The organism is Nesterenkonia salmonea, assembly GCF_005771525.1.
Lineage (GTDB): Bacteria > Actinomycetota > Actinomycetes > Actinomycetales > Micrococcaceae > Nesterenkonia > Nesterenkonia salmonea.
The window spans coordinates 118,751-136,709 of sequence record NZ_VAVZ01000001.1 but is presented as its reverse complement, the minus strand read 5'-3'; the positions used below and the strand labels follow the sequence as shown (position 1 = coordinate 136,709).

Below are 17,959 nucleotides of genomic sequence, written 5' to 3'. Positions count from 1 at the left end.
TCTAGAGACATGACACGACGACGCCGCATCCCGCTCGGGATCCGCGCCACAGCTAACCTTTTCCGGCCGTTCATGAAGCTGGCCATCAGAAAAGAGTGGCGGGGTCTCGACACCCTGCCCGAACACGGGTTCATTGTGGTCTCCAACCACGTCAGTGAACTCGATCCGTTCGCCGTCGGACTTGCCGTGGTCAAATCAGGCACCACCCCGCACTTTTTGGCGAAGGACTCTCTATTCCGCATTCCGGTGGTCGGCTCCGCCCTGAGTAGGCTCCAACAGGTGCCAGTAGCCAGGTCTGATCGAACGGCGGCCAAACAATCGCTCCAAGTGGCGCAAAGTGCGCTGGACCGTGGCGGGGCGATCCTGATCTACCCCGAAGGCACCCTCACCCGAGACCCGGACCTGTGGCCAATGCGCGCCAAAACCGGTGCTGCCCGCCTCGCGCTGAACACCGGCGTGCCGCTGATCCCCTTCACACACTGGGGGGTCCAAGACGTGCTGGCGCCCTACGCCAAGTTCCCCAATCTGTTTCCGCGAAAAAAATACGTCCTTCAAGTGGGGGACCCCATCGACATCTCTGACCTGCGCAACAAGCCCCTGACCAAAACGGTGCTCGCCGAAGCCACCCAGCGGATCGAAGCGGCACTGACCGAAGGCGTGGCACAACTACGTGGTGAACAGCCACCAGAGCACATATGGGACCGCGCCCTGAACCAACGGGTGCCACGCAATCAGCTCAGGGCTCGCGGAGGAGAGGAGGCCACGCCATGACACCAATGCCTCACCTGTCAAAAATCGCTGTGCTCGGGGCTGGATCCTGGGGCACCACCTTCGCCAAAGTGCTCGCCGATGCCGCCTCCGGAGAACCCGAAGGTGCTCCCGAACGGATTATGCTCTGGGCTCGCCGGACAGAGATCGCCGAAGAGATCACCCAGCACCACACCAACACCACATACCTAGGTGACATCGCCCTTCCGGGGCGAGTCAGCGCCACTGACCAGCTCACCACCGCAGTGACGGGGGCAGGCGTCGTCGTGCTGGCGCTTCCGGCACAGAACTTGCGCAGCCACCTTGCTGAGGTCCGGCAGGCGCTCGCCCCTGGTGCAGTGGTGGTCTCGCTCATCAAAGGTCTGGAGCGCGGTACTCACCTGCGCATGTCTGAGGTGATCGCCACTGAACTGGGTATAGCCGATGATCACGTTGCAGTGGTGTCCGGACCAAACCTCGCCATGGAGATCGCCCGCGAAGAACCGACCGCCTCCGTAGTGGCGTGCCGCGACGAGACCGTGGCTGAGTGGATTGCCGCACTGTGCAGCGCCCGCTACTTCCGGCCCTACACCAACACTGATGTCACCGGGGTGGAGATTGCCGGGATCGTCAAGAACGTCATTGCCCTGGCTGTGGGCATCTGCGACGGCCAGCAGCTGGGGGACAATTCCAAAGCCTCGGTCATCACCCGTGGACTCGCGGAGACCACGCGGCTCGCCGCCGCACTCGGCGGACGGTTGGAGACATTCTCCGGACTGGCTGGGCTCGGCGATGTCGTCGCCACCTGCGCCTCACCCTTGTCCAGGAACCGCAGCGCCGGGCGTCTCCTAGGCCAGGGGTACAGCCCTGAAGAGACCACACAGCAGCTGACGCAGACCGCTGAAGGGATGAAGTCCGCCGCGGCCGTTCTGGAACTTGCCCACAAGCACCAGGTGGACATGCCCATCGCAGAAGCTGTGGTGGCGGTCCTCTCCGGGAAGCTTGCCGTAGAGAACATCGCCTCCCTGCTTCTTGCCAGGGAACTTAAGGCAGAACAGGAAGGACTCCCAGATGAGCACGAATAGGCCACGCGTCCTGGTCCTCTACGGAGGACAGTCCTCAGAGCACGCGGTCTCCTGCGTCACCGCAGCCGGTGTGCTGAACGCCATTGATACCGCAGGGTTCGAGGTCATTGAGGTGGGCATCACTGCCGACGGCCAGTGGACGAAACCCGTGGTGGACCCAAGAACTCATGCATTCGGTCTGAAAGAGCTTCCCCGGGTCCTACCGACTGATTCCTCCGTGCAGCTCATCCCGGGGACGTCCAGCTCAGCAGATCGAGGTGCTGAACTGGTGGAGGTCGGCGCAGACTTGCAGGCCTCGTCACTGGGCTGGGTAGATGTGGTCCTGCCGCTGCTGCACGGGCCGTTCGGTGAAGACGGAACGCTGCAGGGCATGCTGGAAATGGCCGGAGTGCCCTATGTGGGTGCCGGAGTGCTCGCAAGCGCCGTCGGTATGGACAAACACTTTATGAAGCTCGCATTTGAAGCTGCCGGTCTTACGGTCGGGCCCTGGGAAACCATCACCGCGCGGCAGTGGTCCCTTGACCCCCAAGCCGCCGTAGACCGGGTGCGGCGGCTGCAGCTTCCAGTATTCGTCAAGCCCGCCCGTGCAGGCTCCTCCACCGGCATTACCCGGGTGGATGACTTTGATGCGCTGGATCAAGCACTGGAAACCGCCAGAAAGTTCGACCCCAAGGTGATTGTTGAGCAGGGTATCGACGGCCGCGAGATCGAATGCGGGGTCCTCGGAAGCCGGATCGGCGGAGAAGTCCGCACCTCTCTCCTGGGGGAGATCGTGGTTGGTGACGGCGCCCAGGCGCACCAGTTCTACGATTTCAACGCTAAGTACACCGACGACGCCGCAGCCGACCTTTCCTGCCCGGCCGAGCTACCCCAAGACGTCAGTGACGAGGTCCGTCGTCAGGCGGCGATCGCCTTCGACGCCATTGACGGCGAAGGCATCTCACGGGTGGACTTCTTCTACACCACAGATGGGGGCATCGTGATCAATGAGGTCAACACGATGCCCGGCTTCACCCCCATCAGCATGTACCCGCAGATGTGGAAAGCCACTGGCGTGGACTACTCAGAGCTCATCACTGAACTGATCGAGTTGGCCCTGGAGCGGCCTGTTGGCCTCCGCTAAAATAGATCCATGATGTCCTTCACCGACCAACTGCTCCGGATGCACACCGCCGATCCCGCCACTATGCCGGGCGGGGCTGCCACCATCGAGCGTGAACGCGTTGAACAGCCCGCAGAACCCGGTGATCACGAGCGCTTTTCGCACTACGTTAAGAAAGACAAGATCATGGAGTCCGCCCTCGAGGGCGGCGCCGTAGTTGCCTTGTGCGGCAAGGTCTGGATCCCCTCACGAGACCCCAAGAAATTCCCGGTATGCCCGGAGTGCAAAGAGATCTACGAAGGAATCACCGGCGGTGGAGATAATGAGGGTTCCGGCAAGGGCCGGGGATTCTTCGGTTTTGGTAAGAACTGAGGCGTGACTGAACCTACTCTGTTCGACGTCGGCACCGACGTCGGATCACAGCTTCCGCCTGCCTACCCTCACCGGGCTGCGCACGGCACTGCCGGAACTCTGCGGCAGTGGCAGCAAGAAGCCCTCGACCTCTACATCCAGCGGCGGCCCAAAGACTTCATGGCCGTGGCGACCCCTGGGGCGGGGAAGACAACTTTCGCCCTGCGAGTAGCCAAACTGCTCGTCGAATCAGGCGAAGTGACCCGGATCTACCTCGTGGTGCCCACCGAACACCTCAAACGCCAGTGGGCCGACGCCGCCGCCCGAGTGGGTCTTTCCATCGACCCGAACTTCAAGAACAGTGACGGACGGCATGGATCCCAATACGTGGGAGTCGCCGTCACCTACGCGCAGGTGGCGAATAAGCCAGCCCTGCACCGGAACAAAACTGAAGCAGGTCGCACCCTGGTCATCTTCGACGAGATACACCATGCTGGTGACTCCCTGAGCTGGGGCGACGGTGTTCGCGAGGCCTTCGAGCCGGCGGTTCGCCGCCTCGCACTGACCGGAACACCTTTCCGATCGGACACCTCGCCGATTCCCTTCGTCACCTACGCCGAAGGCCCCGATGGGGTACCTCGGTCGAAAGCCGACTACTCCTACGGATACGGGCCCGCCCTGAAGGACCTGGTGGTCCGGCCGGTGGTTTTCATGGCCTACTCAGGGAACATGCGCTGGCGCACTTCCTCCGGAGAAGAGATGGAAGCCCAGCTCGGTGGAGCCGCGACCAAGGACATCACCCAGCACGCCTGGCGCACCGCGTTGAACCCAGACGGAGAGTGGATCCCCGCAGTGCTGAGCGCCGCCCATCAAAGACTGATGAACGTCAGGGACAGGATTCACGACGCCGGGGGACTGGTGATAGCCACCGATCACGAGGCGGCGCGGGCCTACGCAGCACAATTGGACAGGCTCACTGGCCAGTCGACCACCGTGGTGCTTTCCGATGACAGGGATGCCTCCCGCAAGATTGAGAGGTTCAGCGAGGACGGTTCCAAGTACTGGATGGTTGCGGTGCGAATGGTCTCTGAAGGAGTCGACGTGCCCCGGCTATGTGTAGGGGTGTACGCCACCTCCACCTCGACTCCTCTGTTCTTCGCCCAGGCGGTCGGTCGCTTTGTTCGGCTGCGCAAGAAGGCAGAGGTCGCCAGCGTCTTCCTGCCTTCAGTTCCAGTCCTGACTGACCTGGCCAACGCCATGGAAGCAGAACGTGACCATGCCCTGGCGGCACCGGAGTCAGAGTATCCCGAGGACGGTGAGATTCCAGAGGACGACCTTCTGGATGAAGCCAATAGGGAGGAGAAAGCCAGCGACGAACTCGCTAAGGGAGAATTCGCCGCTCTCGGCTCCAGCGCTGCCTTCGACCGGGTGATGTTCGACGGTGAAGAATTCGGTCTCGGCGGAGCGATCGGTTCAGAAGATGAGATGGACTTCCTGGGAATACCGGGGCTCCTCGAACCGGAACAGGTCTCCCAACTGCTGCGCCGGCAGCAGGCCGAGCAGCTCAAACGACGGCCGAAGAGCGCCCCGGAAGCAAGCGACGTCGTCGATCACCGGCAGCTGAAGTCCTTGCGCAGTAAGCTCAACAAGTCCGTCTCCGCCTACGCATCTAAGACTGGTATGCATCAGGGGAGCATCCACACTAAGCTCCGCGACAAATGCGGCGGCCCCCCAGTGGGACAGGCTACGCAGACTCAGTTGGAAGCGCGGCTGAAGCAACTCCAACTCTGGTTCGTCAGCAAATAGTACCCTCGGCACGCCCGCCTGGGACGCTCGATGGGACAACTCATGAATAGTCATCAGGAGTCCCATCCTTTGTGCCGCGGCGGGCTTCTGCGGCACAATGTTGGCAAGTTCAGTGGGACTTTTAGATTCACGGTCGTGAGCGTCCCATCGAGAGTTGCATTGAGCTGGGTTATCCACAGGTTCCACTTGCGGGTCTGCGCGGTCCCGAATGCTCTGCCAGGATCGTTGGTATGTACTTGGAAGGATCAGCGGCCTCGGGCATCATGCACATGGGAAGGTGGAACCCCTCCCGTACGTCCTGGTCGATACTCTGCACACCATGCCCAGGCAACAGGCCATGGTGATCCTTGATGCGGCGCTGGCGGGGAACTACGGGTACGGCCTGCGTGTCGGTGAAAGTGACCTGCATGAAGCTCAATCAGTGCTCAACCAAAGGCAAACGGATCTGAGGAAAAAGCTCTGAGAGTTCGCCGATGCGCGGTCGGAGAGTCCCGGCGAGTCGCGCAGTCGGGTGCTCTTCGACGAGCTGAGTTTTGCCGCACGGCAGCTTCAAATGGAACTCCGCCTGACTGGGGTCGGGCGCGTTCGCGTGGACTTCATGTGGGAGGCCATCGTCTGTGAATTCGACGGCATGATCAAGTACGCCCGTGGGCTGAGCGGAGTTGATGCTCAGGAGGTTCTCCAGAGGGAGAAGCTCAGTGAGGATGCTTTCCGCCTGCACAGCTACTGCGTTGCGCGGATTACCTGGGCCGATCTGGACCGCCCCGATGAGTTGAAGCGAAAGCTCCGGCTCGCTGGAGTCCCAGGCCGTCGCTACAGCTGAGGCGTTGGCGTCGGCGCACTGAGTCTCAGGCGCACCGAATTAGACGAGTTGCGGGACATGGGGGGATGTGTGCTCCACGGCCGCAGAATTCCCACTGAGACTCCCGCCTATGGCACGGTTCAGAGCGAATCTGGCACACGCGATGGGACAGCGGCCGCAGATGCGACGGTGTCCCATCATGTGTTGCGCCGGGCCCCAACCGCGAGGAGCCCGGATGGTCAGAGCTCGTCGAGCGAGACAGTCTGGATGTCGGCGTCGCGGAACTCCTGGTACGTCTCGGCGATCTTCTCCGGGCTGACGCCCACGGTGAGGTCAGTGACAACCCGCACCGCGTAATCATTCTCCGCAGCGTCCAAAGCCGTGGCCCGGACACAGTGGTCTGTGGCGATGCCCACGATCACCACCGAGTCGATGTTGCGCTCCTGCAGCCACGAATCCAAGTCCGGGGCATCGGGGGCGACCACATCCTCGGGCTCGACCTTGATGCCCTTTTCGCCTTCAAGAATGCCAACGCGCTCCGGATCCCCCAGTCGACCCTCGAACCCGGAGTAGCCGTCATCGTAGAGACCCTTCAGGAATCGGGCCTCCACATAGTCAGTGTCCAGGTCCTCGTGGAGTTCCGCCCCCGGGGTCCCTGCCACGCAGTGAACCGGCCAGGTGTGGTCAAAGTCCGGAGCGGCGGAGAAGTGACCGCCTGGGTCGATATGCCAGTCCTGAGTGGTGACCACGGCGTCGTACTCGGCATGGTGGTCCTCAAGGAATTCGCTGAGCTCCGCGGCCAGACGGGCACCGCCCTCCACAGCGAGCGCCCCGCCTTCACAGAAATCCTGCTGAACGTCCACGATGATCAGTGCTTCAGCCATGATCCTCTCCTCCCCAACCGTGCCGGCATTGTGCGTGTCTCAACGTTACTACTCGGCAAGCCCCAGTGGTACAGCTGCGGGCATAGGATTGGGGCGTGACGTTCTCTACCGCGCTTCTGACGGACCAGTACGAGCTGACCATGCTCCAGGCGGCACTGCGCTCCGGCGCCGCTGACCGCCAGTGCACCTTCGAGGTGTTCGCACGCAGGCTGCCTCAGGGACGTCGCTTCGGGGTGGTGGCTGGCACTGGCCGGGTCCTGGAAGGCTTGGAATCCTTTCGCTTTGGGCGGGATGAGCTGGACTTCCTTGCGGAGCGCGGAATCGTCGACGACGCCACCCTCGACTTTCTCGCCCACTACCGCTTTGGCGGTGACATCACTGGGTATGCGGAGGGTGAGATCTATGTGCCGAACTCACCTGTTCTCCAGGTCACCGCAACGTTCGCTGAAGCGTGTCTGCTGGAGACCTTTGTGCTCTCAGTGCTCAATCACGATTCTGCGATCGCCTCAGCTGGGGCCCGGATGGTGATGGCAGCCGGTGGAGCCCCCGATGCTGGGGGCCGACCCTGCGTGGAGATGGGTTCGCGCAGGACCCACGAATTCTCGGCCACAGCAGCTGCACGTGCTGCTGCAGTGGTGGGCTTTTCTGCCACGTCGAACCTGGAGGCCGGCAGAAGCTGGGGTGTTCCGACACTGGGCACTGCCGCCCACGCATTCACCCTGTTGCACGACACCGAGGAAGAGGCGTTCACCGCTCAGGTCGAAACCTTCGGCCCCGGAACAACTTTGCTGGTGGATACCTACGATGTGGAGTCGGCGGTCCGCAAAGCTGCTGAGATTGCCGGCCCGGAACTCGGGGCCGTCCGGCTGGACTCCGGAGATCTGGTGGCTCAGGCACATGAGGTCCGGAAACTCTTGGACTCACTGGGCAACACCGAGACTCGCATCATCGTGTCCTCCGACCTGGACGAGTTCGCCATCGCTGGTCTCGCTGCGGCCCCGGTGGATGCCTACGGGGTGGGCACTCGCCTGGTCACAGGATCGGGTGCACCGACAGCCTCTATGGTTTACAAGCTCGTCCAGCGGCAGAACTCTGCGGGTGCCGAAGCGCCAGTGGAGAAGTCCTCTCCCAATAAGGCCAGTGCAGGCGGCAGGAAGCAGGCCGTACGGGGCCTCGATGATGACGGGTGCGCTGAAGTTGAGCTCATCGCTGCCGACAGGACAGTGGCGGAAACTGGTTATTCGGGACGTGAGCTGCAGACCCCACTGGTCATTCGCGGAATCGTGCAACCCGGTCATACCGGACAGGAGGGTGTTCTGCGTGCCGCACAACAGCATCGGGCCTCACTGGAGGAATTACCGGCCGCAGCTCAACGCCTCTCCGAAGGTGAACCAGTCATTCCGACGGTCTTCGTCTGACGTATCCAGTTCTGGTTCGTAGAATAGGCCTATGAGTTCTGCTGCAGGATCGACACTGACTGAGGAGGGCACTGATCTGGACCTTCAGGGCCGCGTGCTCAACAGCAGGCCCTATAAGGTCGTGGTCTGGAACGATCCGGTGAATCTGATGTCCTACGTGGCCTGGGTCTTTCGCAGCTATTTCGGCCACTCGCGGGAGAAGGCGCACCAGCTGATGCTCCAGGTGCACCATGAGGGCCGGTCAGTGGTCGCCTCCGGGCCGAGGGAGAAGGCGGAACGTGATGTAACGGCCCTCCACGGCTATGGACTGCAGGCCACCCTCGAGGAATCGGAGTAGACCCGGATGGCCCGTGCCTTCCGCGCGACCACGCGCGGCTACCGAGCTGACATGGAATCTCATGAGCGGCGTCTGCTCTCTCATCTGTGTGCGGACGTCATCACCATGCTTGAAGCCAGGGGAGAGGCTCTCAACGACGACGCCGCCTCCCCAGAGGACAGCTTTGCTCACTTCCGACGCGAGTTGGCTGGCCTCGGAGCTGACCTGGACACCAGTGACGAGGTGCCAGGTGTGGAGCCACCGGAGGATGCGGCTCTGGCACGTTTGCTTCCGGATGCTTCGAAGGACCCGGAGGAAGCAGCCCAGTTCAGGCGGCTCTCAGAGGCGTCTCTGCGTGAGTCCAAAATCGCGGATCTGCGGGCAGCCCGAATGGCCCTGGAATCGGAGCCGGTCACTCTCACGGAGGAACAGGCGCCGGTGTTCGGCCGAGCGCTCAACGATGTCCGGCTGACTCTGGCGGCGCGGCTGAGTATTGACGATGAGACTGACGCGGAAAGGGTCCACAACATGGCGGGCAGGGGCAAGGCCGCCACCACCGATGAGTTCATGGCTGAGCTCTACGCGTTTACCACATGGCTGCAGGAGACGCTGTTCTCCGCAATGCTCGATGTCATGCCTGAAGATGAGTGACGATATGCTAAGCGACATATGAAATTGACGATCATTGGGTGCAGCGGCTCCTTCCCGGGGCCGCATTCCTCTGCCAGCTGTTATCTGGTCACCCAGGAGGATGAGGGGCGCATCTGGCGGATCGCTCTGGATCTGGGCAGCGGAGCATTGGGGCCGTTGCAGAGGCATATCGCCCTCGAAGACCTGGATGCCGTGTGTCTCAGCCATCTCCACCCCGATCACTACATGGACCTCACAGGGCTGCATATTGCAGTCAAATGGCGGCCGGGGGGCTGGCCGGCGGAACGTATTCCGGTCCACGGACCAGTCGGGACGGATTCTCGGATCGCAGCGGCCCACGGCATCGAGCCCAGTCCGGGGATGCATGAAGAGTTCGACTTCCATCATTGGACACCAGCTCAGCCGACTACCATCGGTCCCTTCACCATCACTCCCCTCACCGTTCGACACCCGATTGAGGAGCCCTATGCCTTGCGCATCGAGGCGGCAGGGGAGGACGGCACCACGCGTGTGCTGACGTACTCCGGTGATACCGACAGCTGCCAGGGACTTGTAGAGGCCGCTCGGGGAGCAGATGTGTTCCTCTGCGAAGCCGCCTACCAGGACGGTCGCGACGATGACATTGAGGGGATTCACCTCAACGGAGACAGGGCAGGCGCAGCGGCCGCCGAAGCGGGCGTGGGGCGGCTGCTGCTGACCCATCTGCCGGCGTGGACGGACCCCAACATAGTGCGCGAGCACGCGGCCCTGCGCTACGACGGAAATATTGCAGTGGCCGCCGACGGGGTCACCTACCACATCTGAGACACGCCACAGGAGGGTATATGACGGGTAAGTTCGTCCGTGCTGATGGTCGAGACATCGATCAGCTTCGCGAAGTCACCATCACTCGGGAATGGTCTGCGCACGCTGAGGGCAGCGCACTCATCGAATTCGGGGCGACGAAAGTGCTGTGCACCGCCAGCGTCGAATCCGATGTGCCCCGCTGGCTCAGGGGCCAGGGTCGGGGATGGGTCACCGCCGAGTACGCCATGCTGCCGCGAGCCACCAATACCCGTAACGCACGCGAATCGATCAAGGGGAAAGTGGGGGGACGGACCCACGAAATCTCGCGTCTGATCGGGCGCTCGCTGCGCGCCGTGGTGGACCTCGAATCTCTGGGAGAGAACATGATCACCTTGGACTGTGACGTGCTCCAGGCTGACGGTGGAACCCGCACAGCGGCAGTGACTGGTGCATTCGTTGCCCTCGCCGACGCGATCGAGTGGGCTCGTGGCGAAGGCCGGATTCGCAAACGTGCAGAAGTCCTCCGAGATTCGGTAGCGGCCATTTCGGTCGGTGTGCTGCCCAACGGCACAGCGGTCCTGGATCTGCCCTACGGGGAAGACTCCACAGCTGGAACCGATATGAACGTGGTCGCCACCGGAAGCGGAGACTTCGTCGAGGTCCAGGGCACCGCTGAAGGCGCACCATTCAACCGTAATCAGCTCAATGAGCTGCTGGACCTGTCGCTGATCGGCTGTGGACGCCTGGCCGAACTCCAGAGGATGGCACTGGCACAGTGAGCGCTCGGATCGTTCTCGCCACCGCAAATCAAGGCAAGCTCCGCGAATTCCGGGCCCTTCTGGCAGGGGAGGAACTACTGCGCGGCTTGGACCTCGACAGCGCTGTCGTCGACGCCGCCACCGCTGGTGTGGGCCCGATCCCTGAGACGGGAGTGACCTTCACCCAGAACTCCCTGCTCAAAGCCCGAACCGTCGCGGAGCAGACTGGCCTTCCCGCAGTGGCCGATGACTCTGGTCTCGCCGTCGAGCTTCTCGGCGGAGCCCCCGGTATACTCTCCGCCCGGTGGGCCGGGGCTCATGCCGGCGATGAGAACAACCGCAGGCTGCTCCTGGAACAGCTTTCAGATATTGCCGTGGAGCATCGCGCTGCGGCCTTCGTCTGCGTCGCCAGCCTCGTCATACCAGGTGCTGACGGCGTACCTGCCGCCGAGTTCACTGCTGAGGGACGGCTTGAGGGAACGCTCCTGACCCAAGAACGCGGAGAACAGGGCTTCGGCTACGACCCGATCCTGCAGCCCGTGGGGGAGACCCGCTCATGTGCAGAGCTGTCGATGGCTGAGAAGAACGCCATCTCCCACCGAGGCAAAGCCTTCGCCGCGCTCGCCCACCGCATTGTGGAGGTACTGGCCTAAATGTCGCTCTCAGCACTCGGCTCCATATCTGACCTGCGGCCGCCTCGGGTCAAGGGTCTGAACTTCACCGCTGTCGATTTTGAAACAGCTAATGGTTTCCGCGGTTCGCCCTGTGCGATCGGCATGGTGCGCATCAGAGACGGCAACGTGGATGAGCTCTTCTTCAAACGGATGCGTCCCCCTGAGGGTTTCGACCGGTTCGACCCTCGGAACGTGGCCATCCATGGCATCACCGCGGACCGTGTGGCCGATCAGCCACGCTTCGGCGAGCTCTTCGAGGAGATCGTCCAGTTCATCGGCTCCGATACGCTCATTGCCCATAACGCCGGTTTCGATATTGAGGTCTTTGAGTCCGCCTTGGAAGTCTCGGGTATGGACTCCCCAGGGCTGCGCGCTCTGTGTTCGCTCCGGCTGGCCCGCACTGTCTACCGCCTAGACTCCCATGCGCTACCCCGGTCCGCAGCAGAAGCTGGCTTCCACCTGAAACACCATCACCACGCTCTGTGGGACGCCCGGGCTGCCGCCGCCATTGTGGTCGATATCGCGGAGAGGGAGAAACGCGGCAACCTCAATGAGCTCTTCGCCGCCCATCAGATTGAGCCTGAAGACCTAGAGCAGTGGACCGGAGCCCGAGCCTACGAGTCCCGTGCCACACGTCAAGTACGCAGCTGCGCCTACCTGCTCGACGCGCGAAACCACGACGTCACCGACGAGATGCTCCCTGATCTGATGCGTTGGCAGGACGAAGGCCGGAACCTCCCTCCGAACGAGCACGCCGATCCGAATCACCCCCTGTTCGGTGAACACATTGTCTTCAGCGGCAACCTCGCGATCCCGCGGGCGGACGTCAAAGCGCTCGCCGCCGAGCACGGTGCGGTCACTGCGTCGAAAGTCACCAATGCCACCACCATGTTGGTCATTGGTGACGGAGTCTGCCGGGCTGACCTGAAGGCTGAAGACCTGGTGCCTCCGCTGCAGGCGCGCAAAGTCAGGGACGCCCTCAGTCGCCGAGCTCAGGGCCAAACGATCAACATCCTCACCGAGGACGGCTACCGTCAGATGCTGGGCAGTGCCTGGCCGCTGCCTCAGCCTTCAGCGCTCACGACCCCGGCAGAGTAGTCTTCCGCCAGCGCTTGCTGAGGTCCTCAACGACCACGTTCAACAGCTCGTGGGACGCGCCGTGCTGGGCCGGGTCTGGGACCTCCACAGCTCGGCGGCGGGACTCGCGCAGCAGCCGTCGGTTCCCGTGGGTGAGGCAGATGGCCTGCTCGGCCCAGCTCTGTTTCATCGAGTCCTCCACGTACGGAACGAGACTAATGGGCAGAATGCGCAGCAGGGCGGCGTCGTCATCTACTTCTGGTTGAGGCGGTGCACCACGGGTGCCCATCTCAGCAGTGGCCAGGCTGGCAAGCGAGGTGTCCGCGCTGCCGGGGATGAGCTCGAGTCCTGCGGATTCAACAATCAGCCTCAGGGCATGGTCAGTGGGCCGCGGCCTCGGCTGTGGCGCCCCCACGGGAAATCCTCCGGTAACCACCTTGTGCCAGCGCAGGGCAGCCAACCACATGCTTGCTGCCGGGTCAGCGCCGGTACCCTCCCGGGACCATTCGAGAACTTCCAACAGGCCGTCTCCCAGACAGAGAGCAAGCAGGACCTCTGCATGGACAGGTTCATCCTGAGCGGGGAGGAGGCTGCGCATGGCCGGCTCGAAGGCATCGATGAGGCGCAGGTCTTCTGGATCGAGTGAGGATGTCACGAATGGCAAGAATACCGACATTCGCGCGTTCGGCGGAGTTGATGTACGTGCCCCACCGTAGGGTGATGGTAGTGACGACCGAAGCGAGTGAACTATGAAGCTGCTGCACACCTCGGACTGGCACCTGGGCCGTGGGTTCCACGGGGCCGACCTCCGCGAAACCCAGCTGGAGATGATGAGGACCATATGCTCTGCTGTGACAGAGCACCAGATAGACCTGGTGCTGGTCTCGGGAGATGTCTTTGACCGTGCGCTACCGCCTGAGTGGGCGGTGCGGGAGCTGGGGCAGTGCCTGCGTGCTATGCGTGAGGCAGGTGCGCAGGTGGTGGTGACCAGCGGCAACCACGACTCTGCTGTGCGGTTGGGCTTCAACCGTGAGCTCGTAGCGCATTCCGGGGTGCATATCCGGTCCGGACTTGAAGATGCCTGGACGCCGGTGGAGCTGACCGCTCACGGGGAGCGGCTGCTGATCTACGGGGTGCCCTATTTGGAGCCCCAGATATACGCTGAACAGCTGGGCCTGGACCGGGCTCATCATTGTGCGGTGATGGCCGAGGTGGTCAGCAGGATTCACGCCGACGTGGCGACCCGCAGAGACCATACCGGCGACGACGCGGTGCGGGTGATCATGATGGCTCATGTGTTTGCCGACCGGGGCCAGGCCAGCGAATCTGAACGCAATATCGGAGCTCCTGCCGAACCGGAGGCCATCCTGGAGCATCACGAGGACAGTGCCGGTGGCTTAGCAGTGGTGCCCCTGGAAGTGTTTGACGGATTCGACTACGTGGCTCTGGGCCATCTTCACGGGCGGCAGAAGCTCTCCGACCGGGTTCGATACTCGGGAGCGCCCCTGCGGTACTCCTTCTCTGAGGACAAGCAGGACAAAGGCGCCTGGGTCATTGACACCACAGAGCTCGACGACGCCGCGGCAGCCGTGACTGGTCTGGACTGGAACCTGGGCCGGGACGTTGTCCGTCTCGAAGGCACCATCGAAGAGATGCTGTTCCCAGAGCAGGTGCAGAGACTACAAGAGGCCTTCGTACAGATCACGCTCATCGATGAGGAACGGCCCGAACGGGCCTACAGTCGCCTTCGGGAAGCCTTTCCGTATCTTATGCACTACCGGTATGCAGGAGCAGGACTCCGCCGTTCCGAGCACAGCTTCGCCCAGCGACTCCACAGAGCGGAGAGCGAACTCGAAGTGGTGGCCGGCTTCCTCGAACATGTCCGAGAACGCTCGGTGACTGAAGAGGAACTCGGCGCGGTGGCAGCCGCCCTGGATGCGGTGCGCACCGAAGACGCGGGGGAACGGGCATGAAGTTCCACTCGTTGACGATCTGCGCGTTCGGACCATTTGCGGGAACGCAAACGGTGGACTTCGACGCGCTCAGCTCCGACGGGCTGTTTCTCCTGCGTGGCCACACCGGATCAGGAAAGACCTCTGTCCTTGATGCCATCACTTTCGCGCTCTACGGAAATGTCCCGGGGGAGCGGCGTCCCGAAGGCCTGAAATCCCAGCACGCTCCGATGGATCGGAAACCCTACGTGGAGCTGGAGTTCTCCACTGGTGAGGACCGCCTATGGGTCCGCCGTGAGGCTAGCTACTACCGGCCCGCCAAACGCCGGGGGGCGGCTCCGCAGAAGGAAAGTCAAGCGCTCTACATCAAACGTCTCCGCAACGGAGAGTGGAAGCCCCTACCGGTGCACAAGATCGATGAAGGCGGAGCCGAGTTGGCGAGCATCCTCGGTTTCTCGATGAGCGAGTTCACCAAAGTGATCATGCTTCCGCAAGGTTCCTTCGCTCAGTTGCTGCACGCCACCAATGAAGAACGGCGCAAGATACTTGAGCAGCTGTTCGACATCGGCACCTATGACCGGCTGGAAAGCTACCTATGGGAGCACAAGCGCGAATCCGAGGGGCAGCTCAAAGAGCTCGACTCCCGGATCACACTGCACATCAACCAGCTCACAAGCTCCGCAGCTGCCCTGCTCGGTGAGGACATGCCCTCCACTGAAGAGCTGCGGCCTGGGGAGCTGAGCGAACCACTGCTGACCGAGGTGGAGAAGGGCCACGAACGATTGCGCTGCGCAGAAGAAAAGGCGCAGGCTGCAGCAGAAGGGGCAGCCGAAGAGCTCGAAAAGCTCACCACGCGGCACCGCCAACTCACACGCTGGACAGAGCACGCCGAACTGCGCCGAGTGCACGAGGAGTTCCGCGCGGAGGCCGTCCGAGCCGAGCACCGCATAGCGGAGCATCGCGCGGCGGAGACCGTCCACCAATGGGTTGTTCGCGCCGACCGTGACGCTGAGACGGCACAGCAGAAAGAGAAGAGCGCAGTATCCACTGAACACGAGGCGCGGTCGCTGCTACGCGACCAGTCTGACGTGAACGCTGAGACGCTCGACGCGGCAGCTGAAGAAGTGCTGCAGCTGCGTGCGCGACTCACTGACCCCGAAGCGCTCGGACTCGAGGAGCGCTACACCAAGCTCAGCTCCGCGGCGCAGACTGCGGAACAGGCCGCCACGGACGCGCAGCTGCACGCCCACACCCTGAGATCTCAAGCGGCTGCTGCCCAGGAGAAGCTTGAGACACAGCAAGACAAGATCGTGCCCTCAGAGCAGCTCGACCAAGAGGTTGAGGCTGCGCAGGCGGCGGTCAGAGCAGCCCGGACACGTATGGACCGAGTAGCGCAGAGGGACACCGCCGCTTCCGAGGTGAAGAACCTTCGCCAGCAGGTCGAACAGGCGAAAGATCAGCAGAATCAGGCGGAAAGCGACCTTCGAAAGGTCTCTCAGGGATACCTCCAGTCCCTGGCGCAGGAGCTTGCCGAAAACCTCTCAGACGGTGAGCCCTGCCTGGTCTGTGGGTCCACCGAACACCCCGATCCTCTGAAACGTGACCAGGAGACGGTGACCAAGGAGGAACTCAACGCAGCGACCGAAATTCTCCAGCAAGCGCGTCTGCACAGCGGGAGCCTCGCCGAACAACAGCAGCGTGCCCACAGCCAGCTTCAAGAAATCCACGGAGAGCTCTCTGCTGATGCTCACCTCTCGGAAGAGGAGGCGAAAGCCATTCATTCCGCGGCCGAAGAGAAGGCCCGGATGGCAGTGCAACGCCGCCGAGACCAGCGTCTACTGGTGGAACAGGTGCAGGAGATGCGGGAGCAGATAGTGGCTCTGCGCGAAGACCAGACGGCCGCTGAGCACACAGCAGGGCAACAGGCTGCAGAGGCCCAGCGACTCAGCGAAGAGGCGAAGACTGTGTGGGCGCGCCTCACGGAACTGCGAGGGCCCCACCCCAGTATCGCTGCACGGGTAGAAGTATTGGAGCAGTGGCAGCTGGTGTTCAAGTCGGCGCAGACAGCGCGGCAGGAGGCAGAAAACGCCGCTGCTGCGGCGCAGCGCAGCGCCAAAGAAGCTGACGACCACGTCACCGCCTCCCCCTTTGCAGACGTCGATGCGGTCAATAGTGCGCGTCTGCCCCAAGAGACCCTCAATGATCTCAGCCAGCAGGTGACGGCTTTCGCCGACACTGACAAAAGGCTTCATTTCGAAGCTGAGCTTGAAGATGTCACGGCCGGAATGCAGCGCGCAGAGAGGGGAGAGACACTTCCCTCGCAGGAAGACGTCAACGACGCCCAGGCCAAAGCGCAACAGGCCCGAGAGACCGCAATCAGCACCCAACGCAGATTTGCGGAGTACAGGGCGGAAGCCAAGGCCGTCGAGCGTGTCTCCGGGGACCTGCACCACGTACTCACCCAGCGTCGGGACCAGGCCGCTGAATCACATCTGCGTGCTGAACTCGCTGACGCTGTCCGGGCCCAAGGGGGAGACAATGACAAGGGAATGCGCCTGACCACCTATGTGCTGGCCGCACGGTTAGAGCGCGTCACAGAAGCTGCGACTAGACACTTAAACGTCATGACCGACGGGCGGTACCAGCTGTTGTTAGACCCTGAGCGCACGGGAACCAGACAACGATTGCGTGGCCTCGATCTGAAGGTCTATGACGAGTATGCCGAGCAAGAACGGCCAGCTGAGTCCCTCTCGGGTGGCGAGACCTTTATGGCGTCACTGTCCTTGGCGTTGGGGTTGGCCGAGGTTGTGCAGTCCGAGGCCGGTGGGGTCGGGCTGGACAGTCTGTTCATCGACGAAGGCTTCGGGTCATTGGATGACCATACGCTGGAGTCGGTGATGTCCGCGCTGCACACATTACAAGGTGAAGGGCGCAGAATTGGCGTGGTCAGTCACGTCACGGAGATGCATCAACAGATACCTATCCAGTTGAAGGTCACCAAGACCAATACTGGTTCCGCCCTCGAGCTGATCGGCGTGTCCTGATGCGTGTCCTCGAGCTGATTGCGCGCCTACCAGGGACCTTGCTGCCCTTCGCGGTCGGGTTGAGCCTTGTCAGCCTGGCCGGAGTGGGGTGGTGGACGGCTCTTGCCGGGGGAGTTGCCGCCGTGGTCGGATACGTCCTCTCAGCCGTCATCGCGCAAGTGTTGGTGCGGCGGTGGGGCAGCTGGAGGAACCTGCTTCTCGGGCAGACGGTCGCCTACGTAGTGCTGGTGGTGCTGCTGATTGCGGCAAGCGACCAGCAGCGACTTTGGCTTGTGCTGTTACTGAGCCTGCTCGCCGGCACAGCAGCCCCAGCGGAGCGAGTGTGCGTGCCAAACATCCGGCTTGACCGCTCCGCGCTGGGCCTGAGTGTGCTCCTGACGCTGGCGTGTGGTTTCGCTGGAGCTTGGTCGGTTCCACTGGCGGTGTGCGGGGTCACTGCTGCCGCTGCAGTGCCGGTGCTGGTGATGCGACGGTACCGGGTGGACTCTGAGGAACCCCAGTAGCTG

Annotated in this window: 19 protein-coding genes; 17 read left to right on the top strand and 2 right to left on the bottom strand. The window is 62.6% G+C overall.

Features of this window, described 5'->3' with window-relative positions:
- The first annotated feature begins 9 nt into the window (after positions 1 to 9).
- The 7 genes from FEF26_RS00605 (at position 10) to FEF26_RS00580 (ending at position 5,914) form a co-directional block, all read left to right on the top strand.
- Positions 10 to 771, top strand: coding sequence for a lysophospholipid acyltransferase family protein (locus tag FEF26_RS00605; RefSeq protein WP_138251585.1), 762 nt, complete (start codon positions 10 to 12; stop codon positions 769 to 771).
- On the top strand, positions 768 to 1,832 hold the full coding sequence (locus FEF26_RS00600; protein WP_138251584.1) for an NAD(P)H-dependent glycerol-3-phosphate dehydrogenase: 1,065 nt from the start codon (positions 768 to 770) through the stop codon (positions 1,830 to 1,832). Before FEF26_RS00605 ends, FEF26_RS00600 begins: the two co-directional genes overlap by 4 nt.
- A complete protein-coding gene (locus tag FEF26_RS00595) occupies positions 1,819 to 2,955 on the top strand; it encodes a D-alanine--D-alanine ligase family protein (protein WP_138251583.1) in 1,137 nt (378 codons plus the stop codon). The genes FEF26_RS00600 and FEF26_RS00595 overlap by 14 nt, the downstream gene beginning before the upstream one ends.
- 9 nt (positions 2,956 to 2,964) lie before the next feature.
- Positions 2,965 to 3,306, top strand: a complete 342-nt coding sequence (locus FEF26_RS00590) for a DUF3039 domain-containing protein (RefSeq protein WP_208012810.1) — start codon at positions 2,965 to 2,967, stop codon at positions 3,304 to 3,306.
- Positions 3,307 to 3,309: 3 nt separating this feature from the next.
- Entirely contained in the window at positions 3,310 to 5,091 is a 1,782-nt protein-coding gene (locus tag FEF26_RS00585; protein WP_243730323.1) for a DEAD/DEAH box helicase, read from the top strand.
- A 319-nt stretch (positions 5,092 to 5,410) separates the two neighbouring features.
- Positions 5,411 to 5,554: a hypothetical protein gene (locus FEF26_RS15625; RefSeq protein WP_166432852.1), complete on the top strand. Its 144-nt coding sequence runs from the start codon at positions 5,411 to 5,413 to the stop codon at positions 5,552 to 5,554.
- A gap of 48 nt (positions 5,555 to 5,602) precedes the next feature.
- A complete protein-coding gene (locus FEF26_RS00580; RefSeq protein WP_138251582.1) occupies positions 5,603 to 5,914 on the top strand; it encodes a hypothetical protein in 312 nt (103 codons plus the stop codon).
- A gap of 218 nt (positions 5,915 to 6,132) precedes the next feature.
- Here FEF26_RS00580 and FEF26_RS00575 read toward each other — a convergent pair whose 3' ends face one another.
- A complete protein-coding gene (locus tag FEF26_RS00575; RefSeq protein WP_138251581.1) occupies positions 6,133 to 6,777 on the bottom strand; it encodes an isochorismatase family protein in 645 nt (214 codons plus the stop codon).
- Between the two features lie 140 nt (positions 6,778 to 6,917).
- On the opposite strand from FEF26_RS00575, the gene FEF26_RS00570 reads away from it, so the two are divergent.
- Genes FEF26_RS00570 through FEF26_RS00540 form a run of 7 tightly spaced genes read left to right on the top strand, consistent with a single transcriptional unit; the run spans position 6,918 to position 12,478 of the window.
- Positions 6,918 to 8,195 (top strand): nicotinate phosphoribosyltransferase, encoded by a 1,278-nt coding sequence (locus tag FEF26_RS00570; protein WP_138251611.1) that lies wholly within the window; start codon positions 6,918 to 6,920, stop codon positions 8,193 to 8,195.
- A 31-nt stretch (positions 8,196 to 8,226) separates the two neighbouring features.
- Positions 8,227 to 8,532: an ATP-dependent Clp protease adapter ClpS gene (clpS, locus tag FEF26_RS00565; RefSeq protein ID WP_138251580.1), complete on the top strand. Its 306-nt coding sequence runs from the start codon at positions 8,227 to 8,229 to the stop codon at positions 8,530 to 8,532.
- Between the two features lie 6 nt (positions 8,533 to 8,538).
- Positions 8,539 to 9,162 (top strand): DUF2017 domain-containing protein, encoded by a 624-nt coding sequence (locus FEF26_RS00560; protein WP_138251579.1) that lies wholly within the window; start codon positions 8,539 to 8,541, stop codon positions 9,160 to 9,162.
- Positions 9,163 to 9,180: 18 nt separating this feature from the next.
- On the top strand, positions 9,181 to 9,966 hold the full coding sequence (locus tag FEF26_RS00555; protein ID WP_138251578.1) for an MBL fold metallo-hydrolase: 786 nt from the start codon (positions 9,181 to 9,183) through the stop codon (positions 9,964 to 9,966).
- A gap of 20 nt (positions 9,967 to 9,986) precedes the next feature.
- Complete coding sequence (gene rph / locus FEF26_RS00550; protein ID WP_138251577.1) at positions 9,987 to 10,727, top strand: ribonuclease PH; 741 nt, start codon at positions 9,987 to 9,989, stop codon at positions 10,725 to 10,727.
- A complete protein-coding gene (gene rdgB / locus FEF26_RS00545) occupies positions 10,724 to 11,359 on the top strand; it encodes an RdgB/HAM1 family non-canonical purine NTP pyrophosphatase (protein WP_138251576.1) in 636 nt (211 codons plus the stop codon). The genes rph and rdgB overlap by 4 nt, the downstream gene beginning before the upstream one ends.
- Positions 11,360 to 12,478 carry an exonuclease domain-containing protein gene (locus FEF26_RS00540; RefSeq protein ID WP_243730322.1) on the top strand — a complete coding sequence of 373 codons (1,119 nt, stop codon included), beginning with the start codon at positions 11,360 to 11,362 and terminating at the stop codon, positions 12,476 to 12,478.
- Here FEF26_RS00540 and FEF26_RS00535 read toward each other — a convergent pair.
- Positions 12,459 to 13,112 (bottom strand): hypothetical protein, encoded by a 654-nt coding sequence (locus FEF26_RS00535; protein WP_138251575.1) that lies wholly within the window; start codon positions 13,110 to 13,112, stop codon positions 12,459 to 12,461. The two genes, FEF26_RS00540 and FEF26_RS00535, sit on opposite strands and share 20 nt — an antisense overlap.
- Before the next feature lie 94 nt (positions 13,113 to 13,206).
- Between FEF26_RS00535 and FEF26_RS00530 the strand changes: the two genes are divergently transcribed.
- Genes FEF26_RS00530 through FEF26_RS00520 form a run of 3 tightly spaced genes read left to right on the top strand, consistent with a single transcriptional unit; the run spans position 13,207 to position 17,956 of the window.
- Positions 13,207 to 14,430: an exonuclease SbcCD subunit D gene (locus FEF26_RS00530; RefSeq protein WP_138251574.1), complete on the top strand. Its 1,224-nt coding sequence runs from the start codon at positions 13,207 to 13,209 to the stop codon at positions 14,428 to 14,430.
- The gene (locus FEF26_RS00525; RefSeq protein WP_138251573.1) at positions 14,427 to 17,453 is read left to right on the top strand and encodes an AAA family ATPase; all 3,027 of its coding nucleotides are present in this window, start codon (positions 14,427 to 14,429) and stop codon (positions 17,451 to 17,453) included. The genes FEF26_RS00530 and FEF26_RS00525 overlap by 4 nt, the downstream gene beginning before the upstream one ends.
- Positions 17,453 to 17,956: a hypothetical protein gene (locus FEF26_RS00520; RefSeq protein ID WP_138251572.1), complete on the top strand. Its 504-nt coding sequence runs from the start codon at positions 17,453 to 17,455 to the stop codon at positions 17,954 to 17,956. The genes FEF26_RS00525 and FEF26_RS00520 overlap by 1 nt, the downstream gene beginning before the upstream one ends.
- Positions 17,957 to 17,959: the final 3 nt, after the last annotated feature.